This window comes from Kitasatospora sp. NPDC058170, from assembly GCF_042883905.1.
In the GTDB taxonomy this organism is placed as follows: Bacteria; Actinomycetota; Actinomycetes; order Streptomycetales; family Streptomycetaceae; genus Kitasatospora.
Genome location: NZ_JBHVUV010000012.1, coordinates 228,506 through 238,060 on the forward strand (window position 1 = coordinate 228,506; position 9,555 = coordinate 238,060).

Consider the following 9,555-nt stretch of genomic DNA (forward strand, 5'->3'; position numbering starts at 1 on the left):
CCACAGTGAATGCCGCACGACGCCTCCGGCCGCTCGCCGTCGCCGTTGTCCTGTCGCTGGCCCCGGCCGCCGCCTGCTCCTCCGGGCCGGACCGGCCGGCGCCCTTCGACCGGAGGATCCAGATCGGCTTCAAGAGCGCCATGCCAGGTATGTCGGACCAGCTGTCCAACGGCATCTTCCGGGGCTTCGAGCCCAGGCTGGTGGAGCGGGTGCTGGGTGACGCGGGCGTGCAGTACACCTCCGTGCTGCTCGCCGCCACCACCTGGGAGGACGCCCTGGACGACGGGAACACCAACCACAACGGCGTCGACCTCGTGGTGGCGGACATCTCCAACACCGACGAGCGGAAGGGCAGGTTCGACCTGGTGGGGCCTTATCTGAAGACCCGGCTGGGGGCGCTGATGCCGGCCGCGCACCCGACGGTGGTCAGGCGCCAGGAGGACCTGACCCCGCTGCGGGTCTGCACCGTGGCGAACACCACGGCCCGCTCCCTGATCGAGAAGGAGGTCAAGCCCAGGGTCCCGGTGGACGGGCAGAGCCACCAGCAGTGCCTGGAGCGCCTGGACGACGGCTCCGCCGACGTCTTCGTCTCCGACTACCTGGTGATGCGGGGCATCGCCCTGAACCTCAGGACGGCGGAGGGGAAGCCCCGGTACGCCGTCGCGGAGGGCAAGTTCGGCAAGGAGCAGTCCCTGGTGGCGGCCCTGCCCAAGGGCCACGGCGAGGCCTGCCGGTGGCTGCGCGGCCGGATCGGCGCCTACCTGAACAGCCAGGCCTGGGTGGACGAGCTGCGCAGCAGCTTCAGTTTCGGACCCGACGACACGGATGCGAACCTGCGCGGGGAGTTCCAGCCGGTGACCAGTACGGCCGACGGCCTCTGCGACGCCTGAGGCCCGGGCGCCCACCGCGTCCGGCGGCCTCGCGCGGGGTTCAGGAGGTCGCGGGGGACGGCTCGCCGAGGTAGCGGCGCCCGGCTATCTGCTCGAAGATCAGGTTGGTCCGGGTCTGCGCCACCGCGGGGTGGGTGGTGAGGTTGTCCACCACGAAGTCGCGCAGGCCCTCGGGACCGGCGACGCCGACGTGGAGCAGGTAGTCGTCGGATCCCGCCATGTGGAACACCGCCAGGACACCGGGCAGGTCGGGGGCGGTGCTGCGGAAGCTCTCGTTCTGCTCGCGGGTGTGGGCCCGGAGCCGGACGGAGATCATCGCCTGCAGCGGCAGGCCGATCGCGGCGGGGTCGACGTCCGCCCGGAACCCGCGGATGATCCCGCGCTCCTGCAGGGCGCGCACCCGGGCCAGACAGGTGGAGGGGGCGATGCCCACCGTCTCGGCGAGCGCGTTGTTGGGCATGCGGGCGTTGTCGGTCAGGGTGCGCATGATCGCCCGGTCCACGTCGTCGATGGGTGCCCTGCGGGCCGGCGGATAATTCGGCATGCCGGGCAGGATTCCAGCTGTTCCGGTCGATTCGCAAGACATCACGCGGTACTACCGAATGTTGTTCGGAGGATCTTCCGCCGGGCGCCGCGAAGTTCCATCCTGGCCGCGAGCGGCGAACGCCCCTCGGCCGCTCCCCGCCCGGACCGGCCCGCACCGATCCCGGAGTGCCCTGCTCATGAGCCCGACCGCCACCTTCACCGCCGCGAGCGCCGCGACCGACGCGGCTGCTGTGACCGCCGCGAGCGCTGTGACCGCCGCGACCGCCGAGCCGGCCGTCGACCCGGGCGCGGAGCTGGACGGCCGCGACTTCGAGCTCCCCGCGGGAGGGTTGGACGACGACCGGCGGCTGCGCGCCCTCGACACGGTGGACGAGTACCTGTCGAGGAAGCGCCGGCACCTGGTCGGCTACCAGGCCACCCAGGACATGCAGGGCTGCGCGCTGGACCTGGCCCGCTTCATGCCGAACAACATCAACAACCTCGGCGACCCGTTCCAGAGCGGTGGCTACAAGCCGAACACCAAGGTCGTCGAGCGGGCGGTGCTCGACTACTACGCGGCCCTGTGGAACGCCGAGCGGCCGCACGACCCCGCCGACCCCGAGTCGTACTGGGGCTACATGCTGTCCATGGGCTCGACCGAGGGCAACATGTACGCCCTCTGGAACGCCCGGGACTACCTGAGCGGCAAGGCGCTGATCCAGCCGCCGACCGCCCCGTTCGACGCCCTGCGGTACGTCCAGGCCGCGCCCGACCGGGACAACCCCAACGCCCACCGCCCGGTGGCGTTCTACTCCGAGGACACCCACTACTCCTTCGCCAAGGCCGTGCGGGTGCTGGGCGTCGAGACCTTCCACGCGGTCGGCCTGGAGAAGTACGCGGACGAGTGCCCGCTGGTCGACCCCGCCACGGGACGCCGCGGGTGGCCCACCGAGGTGCCCTCCCGCCCCGGCCCCTCGGGCCTGTCCTGGGACGGTCCGGGCGAGATCGACGTCGACGCCCTCGTGGTGCTGGTCGAGTTCTTCGCCGCGAAGGGGCACCCGGTCTTCGTCAACCTCAACCTCGGCAGCACCTTCAAGGGCGCCCACGACGACGTCCGGCAGGTCTGCGAGCGCCTGCTGCCGGTCTTCGAGCGGTACGGCCTGGTCCGGCGCCAGGTGGCGTACGGCACGGACCCGCAGACCGGTGAGCCGCTGGTCGACCTGCGCAGGGGCTTCTGGATCCACGTGGACGGCGCCCTCGGCGCCGGCTACGCGCCGTTCCTGCGGATGGCCGCCCAGGACCCGGCGGCGTACGGCTGGACCCCCGAGGTGGAGCTGCCCGAGTACGACTTCGGCCTGCGGCTGCCCACCGCGGAGGCCGGCGACCTCGACATGGTCTCCTCGATCTCCATGAGCGGCCACAAGTGGCCCGGCGCGCCGTGGCCCTGCGGCATCTACATGACGAAGGTCAAGTACCAGATATCGCCGCCGTCCCAGCCGGACTACACGGGCGCGCCGGACACCACCTTCGCGGGCTCCCGGAACGGGTTCTCCCCGCTGGTCCTCTGGGACCACCTGTCCCGGCACTCCTACCAGGACCAGGTGGACCGGATCCGCGCCGCCCAGGAGCTGGCCGGCTACCTGGAACGGCGCCTGGGGGAGCTGGAGCAGGAGACGGGCGTCGCACTCTGGACGGCCCGCACCCCCGGCGCCGTCACCGTGCGCTTCCGCAAGCCCAGCGCCGAACTGGTGGCGAAGTGGTCGCTGTCCTCCCAGGACGTGCTGATGGTCCCGGGCGACGAGTCCTCCCGCCGCAGCTACGTGCACGTCTTCGTGATGCCCTCGGTCGACCGGGCGAAGCTGGACGCCCTGCTGGCCGAACTCTCCCGGGACCCGGTCATCCGCGGGTGCGCCGGCTGACCCTCGCCGACCGTCCGCAGGGCCGGCCGCGGACCGGATCAGGTTGGCCAAATCCCGTGCACCGCACGGGAACGGTCTTGCCGACCGGGGTTTGGTGGGGAGCGCTCGTGGCGAAGTACTTCCACCATGGGCGTGTCGCCGGTTGCCGGTCATCCTGCTGTCGCTGTCTTCCGTGAGCCCCGGGGCGGGCGGCCCGCCCCGGAGCTGGGTGCGCGGGTCGCTGCCGAGGCGGGGTGGACCGCGAGCGCGCTGGCCGGGGTGGCGACCCACGCCGGACCCGTCGAGCGGACCGCCGGGCTGCGGCGGGCCGCCGCGGCCGCCGGGGGGCTGGTGGCCGCACTGTCGGCGCTGGCCCCGGCCGTGGCCGGGGAGGGGCTGCCGGCGGAGTCGACCAGCCAGTCGTACTTCCGGGTCCGCGAGGTGGAGCTGTCGGACCAGCAGGCCGCCCTGCACGGTGTCCTGGTCATCCACCGCGGTCTGGAGGACCTGTGTGACGCGCCGCTGTCCGGGGCCGACCTCGCGCTGGAGGTGGCCGGCCTGCGGCGGTCGGTGCTCGACCTCACCGGAGCGGCGCCGGGCCCCGTCCCCTCGGACGCCGGCCCCGGCCTCTCGGACGCCGGCCCCGGCCCCGCGCCTGGTACGGCGGCGGGAACGTCGTCGGAGCGTGCGTGGAGTGCCCGGTGGCTCATCGGGCACCAGGTCCACGTCCTGTTCAACATCTGTGCCGCGGTCGCCGTGGCCGAGGCCACCCGCCAACTGCGGCGCGGCGAGCACGATGCCGCGCTGTCGAGGCTGGCGGAGGCGACGGAGTACGTGCGCGGATTCCCGGCGGCCATGACGCACGCCAGCACGATCCCGGCCGACTACTACATGGCGGAGATCCGCCACACCATGGCGCCGCCGTCGGTGGACGTTCCGTTGAGCGGGCGCCAGCACCGCGGGTACAAGCTGTTCCGGGCGGCGATGAAGGACCTGCTGTCGGTGGTCCCGGACTCCTACGAGCACCTGGCCGCCCGCGCCCCGGAGCTGGCCGAGGCGCGGGGCGCCCTGCTGGAAGCCGACATCGTGGACGCTGAACGGCATGTCACCCTCGCGTACTCGATGGTGCATCTGCGCCGTTCCATCGCCCAGAAGCCCGAAGGCCCCGACAACGCCGTCGCCGAACTGCGGCTCATGCGCCACCGCCGCGCCGCCCGGTACGCCTCCCTGATCCGGTTCGGGGACCACTACGTCGCCGACGCCGTGGCCCGCCTGCGCCAGGCGTGAGCCCGCACGCCCGCACTCCCCTTCCCGTAGCCCCCTTCCCGCCGTCCGCAGTCCGCGCACCCGCCACCCGCCGCCCGCACCCCCCGGCAGGAGACCCCGATGCCCGAGACGACGCCCGACACCCCGCGAGGCACCGCCGCAGACTGGGAACTGGACCCGGCCGACACCGACACCTGCGAGCGGCTGGCCCGCGACCTGTGCACCGGCGGGCAGGAGCGGGTCGACAGCCCCGCGTGGGTGGCACGGGCCCGGGACGCCTGGGAGGACCTCCCACCACTGCTGCGCCGTGGGGTGAGCCGCTTCCGAAGGCACTCCGGCCCGCACGGCACCCTGGTGATCGGCGGCCTGCCTGTCGACCGGGCGGCGCTGCCCGTGACACCGGCCGTACCCGGCTCCGTCCAGCGCCGGGCCACCGTCCCGGCCGCGGTGCTCACCATGGTGGCCTGCGGGCTCGGCGAACCGCTCGCCTACCAGGCCGAGAAGTCCGGCGCCCTGGTGCAGGACGTCGTCCCCGTCCCCGGGCAGGAGGCCTTCCACGGCAACGCCGGATCGGTGCCGCTGTCCTTCCACACCGAGAACGGCTTCCACCCGCACCCGCCCGACTACGTGGTCTTCCTGTGCCTGCGCGCCGACCACGACCGGATCGCCGGCATGCGCGTCGCGGGCATCCGCCAGGCACTGCCGCTGCTCACCCCGGCCGGCCGACAGACCCTGTTCGCACCGGAGTTCATCACCACGCCACCGCCCTCCTTCGGCCTCGACGCGGCCGCGGGCGCCTCCGGCGCCGAGCCCCGGCCGGTGCTGTCGGGAGCAGCCGAGGACCCGGACATCCGCATGGCCCAGCTCGTCACCACCCCGCTCACCCCCGGGGCCGCCGCGGCGCTGACCGAGTTCGGCCGCGCCTGCGAGGCGACCGCCCGCACCCTGCGTCTGGCACCCGGCGACCTGGTCCTCATCGACAACCGCGTCACCGTCCACGGCCGCACCGCCTTCACCCCCCGCTACGACGGCGCGGACCGCTGGCTGCAGCGCACCTACGTCACCACCGACCTGCGCCGCTCCCGCGACCACCGCCCCCACGACGGCTACGTCCTCGACCGCTGACAGCGGGTGGTTCTACCGGACCAGGTCCTCCAGGACGGCCCGGGCCGCGTTGTGGCCCGGGATGCCGCTGACGCCGCCGCCGCGGACCGCTCCCGCACCGCACAGCAGCACGTTCGGGTGCGCCGTCGCCACGCCCCAGCGGGCGGCGGCGCCCTCCGGAGCCTCGGTCGCGAAGGGGAACGAGAGGTCCCGGTGGAAGATGTGACCGCCCGGCAGGCCGACCTCCCGCTCCAGGTCCACCGGGGTCCTGGCCTCCACGCAGGGCCGCCCGTCGGCGTCCGCCGCCAGGCAGTCGGCGATCGGCTCGGCCAGCACCTCGTCGAGCTGCGCCAGACTCGCCGCGAGCGCGCGCTCCTTGGCCGCCGGGTCGGTGAACAGCCGGGCGGGCATGTGCAGTCCGAACAGGGTCAGGGTCTGAAGCCCCTCCCGGAGCGCCTCGGGCCCGAGGATCGACGGGTCGGTGAGGGTGTGGCAGTAGATCTCCGACGGCGGTGCCGAGGGGATCCGGCCGGTCCGCGCCTCGGCGTAGGCCGTCTCCAACTGCCGGTAGCCCTCGGCGATGTGGAAGGTCCCGGCGAAGGCGTCGCGGGGGTCGGCGGCGGTGTCGCGCAGCCGCGGCAGCCGGCGGAGCACCATGTTGACCTTCAGCTGGGCGCCCTCCGGCGCGGGCCCGGGCTCCTCGCCCAGCAGCCGGGACAGCACCGCCGGGGCGGCGTTCACCAGGACGCGCCGGCCGGACGCCCTGGCCTCCCCGTCCCGGTGGCGGTAGGACACCTCGGCGTCACCGACGCCGTCCGTGGCGACGGCGGTGACCTCGCAGTCGGTCCGGATCTCCGCGCCGGCCGCCAGCGCCGCCTCGGCCAGCGCGCCCGTCACCGCGCCCATCCCGCCGACCGGGACGTCCCAGTCGCCCGTGCCGTTGCCGATCACGTGGTAGAGGAAGCAGCGGTTCTGCAGCAGCGAGGGGTCGTGGGCGCGGGTGAAGGTGCCGATCAGCGCGTCCGTCAGGACCACTCCGCGCACCAGGTCGTCGCTGAAGGTCCGTTCGATCGTCTCGCCCAGGGGCCGTTCGAAGAACGACTCCCAGACGGCGTCGTCCGCGACCCGGCGGCGCAGTTCGGCCCGTGAGGGCAGCGGCTCGGTGAGCGTCGGGAACACCCGCTCGGCGATCCGCCCGGCCGTTGCGTAGAAGCCCTGCCAGGCCTCCCACTCCCGCTCCGCACCGGTCAGCGCCCGGAACGACTCCCGGGTCCGGCCCGGGTCGGTGGCATCCACCAGCAGCCCGGTGGGCTTGCCGTCCCGGACGGCGGGTGTGTACGAGGCGATCCGGCGCCGCCGCAGGTCCAGCCGCAGCCCCAGGTCCCGCACCACCGCGTGCGGCAGCAGGCTCACCAGGTACGAGTAGCGCGAGAGCCTGGCGTCCACCCCCGCGAAGGCCCGGGTCGACACCGCCGCTCCGCCCACCTGCGGCAGCCGTTCGAGCAGCAGCACCCGGAGTCCGGCCCGCGCGAGGTACGCCGCCGCCACCAGCCCGTTGTGCCCGCCACCGACGATCACGACGTCGTGCCGGGAGGGCGAGTCCGTGTTCACGCGGCCACGCTACGCCACTTCGCAGGGCCGCGGAACGGGCGTGCGTCCACCCGTTGCGCCCGGATCGCGGCGAGCGGCGAGCGGCGAGCGGCGCGTCCGAGCCACCCGCTACCCCGGTGAGGACGGCGCTGAGGACCGCGGTGCGGACCGCGGTGCGCGGTGGACCCCGTTGCCCGCCTCCGGCAGCGGTGGTGCCGTCCGGCCGCGCTGCCGGTGCAGCCAGACGTACAGCACCAGGCAGGGCACCATCAGGCCGCCGAGTCCGAGGGCGAGGAACGCCGTGAGGGTGTCGATGTGCCGGACCAGCCACTCGAAGTTCTGCCCGAAGAAGCCGACCACGAAGGAGAGCGGGAGGAACACGGTGGCGACGATCGTGAGCCGCTCCATCGTGGCGCTCTGCCGGAGGGTGATCCTGTTCTGCTCGACGGAGATCACCGCGATGTTCGCCTCCAGGACGGTGGTCAGCAGGTCGCGCTGGGCGGCGACCTCCTCGTTGACCAGCAGGAGGTGGTCGTGCACGTCGCGGAAGTACGGCAGCAGCTCGGGCGCGGACCTGCCGGGCGGCAGCCGGCGGGCGAGCACGGCGAGGAGGGGGTGGACGGCACGGTAGAAGTCGGTGGCCTCGCGGCGCAGGAAGTAGATCCGTTCGGTCGGGGCGACCGTGCCGGAGAACACCGTGGCCTCGATCTGCTCGATGTCGCGCTCGAGTTCGGTGACGACGGGTGCGTAGCTGTCGACCACCTGGTCGAGGATCGCCCACAGTGTCGAGGTGCTGCCGGTCCGCAGCAGTTCGGGGCTGTGCTCGAGCCGGCTGCGGGCGCCGGTCAGCTCGCTGGCGATGCCCTGGCGCACGGTGATCACGAAGTGTTCGGCGAGGAAGATACTGATCTCGCCGGTGTCGATCTCCTCGCGGTCGTCGTCGTAGCGCGCGGTGCGCAGGATGATCAGCTCGGTGCCGTCCTCGTACCGTTCGGCCTTCGGCCGCAGGTGGAAGGCCTGGGCGTCCTCGACGGCGAGCTCGTGCAGTCCGAAGCTCTCGCGCACCCTGGCCAGCTCCGCGGGGCCCGGTTCGAACATGCCCAGCCAGACGAATCCGCCCTGCGTGCAGCGCGCGGCCGCCTCCTCCAGCGGCATCGGGCCCTCGTGCTGCCGGCGTCCGTCGCGGTAGTGCGCGCAGTCGACGATCATGGCCTTCCTCCTCGCGCCCGGCCGACCGCGCCGTCCGTCGCCCCACCGGCGGCGATGCACGCCGTAGTCGACTCCCAGCAGTCCATGCTCCTCCGATTCGGCCCGGCCTGCGCTGCGTCGGGCCCGGCGGGCGGCTGCGCTCGGCGAGCCGGCGGCGGGGCCGTTCGTCCCCGCGGTGGGAACGGACCGTGCCCCGCCGCCGGGGGTCACGCCGTCCGGCTGGGCTGTCCCGCGACGAAGGGGTGGTCGCTCTCGACCAGCCCCTGGCCGGCTGCGCCCCCGGGCGAGCCGAGCTCCTCGAAGAAGCCGGCGTTCGCCGTCCGGTACTCCTTCCACTCCGCGGGGGTGTCGTCCTCGTAGTAGATGGCCTCCACCGGACAGACCGGCTCGCAGGCGCCGCAGTCGACGCACTCGTCCGGGTGGATGTACATGGACCGCAGGCCCTCGTAGATGCAGTCGACGGGGCACTCCTCGATGCAGGCCTTGTCCTTCACGTCGACGCAGGGCTGGGCGATGACGTACGTCATGGGGGTCCTCACTTCCTCACTGTGGCAGGGGAATCCGGCCGCACCGCGACGGCCGCACCCGGGCGTCCGGCCCGGATGCCCGACCGGGGCGCCGGAGCGGACGGCCGGTCACTTCGCGGCGGTGACGGTGGGGGCGCCGGACTCGACGCCGTCGGCCTGCATCTGCTCGGCGAGCTTGAGGGCCTCCTCGATCAGGGTCTCGACGATCTTCGACTCGGGGACGGTCTTGATGACCTCGCCCTTGACGAAGATCTGGCCCTTGCCGTTGCCGGAGGCGACGCCGAGGTCGGCCTCGCGGGCCTCGCCGGGGCCGTTGACGACGCAGCCCATGACGGCGACGCGCAGCGGTACCTCCATGCCCTCGAGGCCGGCGGTGACCTCTTCGGCGAGCTTGTAGACGTCGACCTGGGCGCGGCCGCAGGAGGGGCAGGAGACGATCTCCAGGCCGCGCTCGCGCAGGCCGAGGGATTCCAGGATCTGGTTGCCGACCTTGATCTCCTCGGCGGGGGGCGCGGAGAGCGAGACGCGGATGGTGTCGCCGATGCC

Annotated in this window: 9 protein-coding genes; 4 read left to right on the plus strand and 5 right to left on the minus strand. The window is 73.3% G+C overall.

Translation table 11 applies throughout. The features are described 5' to 3' along the window. The first annotated feature begins 5 nt into the window (after window positions 1-5). Window positions 6-890 carry a transporter substrate-binding domain-containing protein gene (locus tag ACFVVX_RS16145; RefSeq protein WP_387945802.1) on the plus strand — a complete coding sequence of 295 codons (885 nt, stop codon included), beginning with the start codon at window positions 6-8 and terminating at the stop codon, window positions 888-890. 40 nt (window positions 891-930) lie between these two features. On the opposite strand, the gene ACFVVX_RS16150 is transcribed toward ACFVVX_RS16145, so the two are convergent. Then, a complete protein-coding gene (locus ACFVVX_RS16150; RefSeq protein ID WP_387945804.1) occupies window positions 931-1,434 on the minus strand; it encodes an Lrp/AsnC family transcriptional regulator in 504 nt (167 codons plus the stop codon). A 178-nt stretch (window positions 1,435-1,612) separates the two neighbouring features. On the opposite strand from ACFVVX_RS16150, the gene ACFVVX_RS16155 reads away from it, so the two are divergent. From ACFVVX_RS16155 to ACFVVX_RS16165, 3 genes are all read left to right on the plus strand, one after another. Beyond that, complete coding sequence (locus tag ACFVVX_RS16155; protein ID WP_387945806.1) at window positions 1,613-3,334, plus strand: histidine decarboxylase; 1,722 nt, start codon at window positions 1,613-1,615, stop codon at window positions 3,332-3,334. Between the two features lie 258 nt (window positions 3,335-3,592). Continuing rightward, window positions 3,593-4,600: a hypothetical protein gene (locus ACFVVX_RS16160; protein ID WP_387945808.1), complete on the plus strand. Its 1,008-nt coding sequence runs from the start codon at window positions 3,593-3,595 to the stop codon at window positions 4,598-4,600. A 99-nt stretch (window positions 4,601-4,699) separates the two neighbouring features. After that, window positions 4,700-5,704, plus strand: coding sequence for a TauD/TfdA family dioxygenase (locus ACFVVX_RS16165; protein ID WP_387945810.1), 1,005 nt, complete (start codon window positions 4,700-4,702; stop codon window positions 5,702-5,704). Between the two features lie 12 nt (window positions 5,705-5,716). Here the strand turns inward: ACFVVX_RS16165 and ACFVVX_RS16170 are convergent, their stop codons facing one another. The 4 genes from ACFVVX_RS16170 to ACFVVX_RS16185 all read right to left on the minus strand — a co-directional run. Beyond that, window positions 5,717-7,294, minus strand: a complete 1,578-nt coding sequence (locus ACFVVX_RS16170; RefSeq protein WP_387945812.1) for a phytoene desaturase family protein — start codon at window positions 7,292-7,294, stop codon at window positions 5,717-5,719. 108 nt (window positions 7,295-7,402) lie between these two features. Then, complete coding sequence (locus tag ACFVVX_RS16175) at window positions 7,403-8,482, minus strand: magnesium and cobalt transport protein CorA (RefSeq protein ID WP_387945814.1); 1,080 nt, start codon at window positions 8,480-8,482, stop codon at window positions 7,403-7,405. A gap of 206 nt (window positions 8,483-8,688) precedes the next feature. Then, window positions 8,689-9,009: a ferredoxin gene (gene fdxA, locus ACFVVX_RS16180; RefSeq protein WP_387945836.1), complete on the minus strand. Its 321-nt coding sequence runs from the start codon at window positions 9,007-9,009 to the stop codon at window positions 8,689-8,691. A 108-nt stretch (window positions 9,010-9,117) separates the two neighbouring features. Next, window positions 9,118-9,555, minus strand: a 438-nt coding sequence (locus ACFVVX_RS16185) for a flavodoxin-dependent (E)-4-hydroxy-3-methylbut-2-enyl-diphosphate synthase (protein WP_387945816.1), incomplete at its 5' end; no start/stop codon positions are given.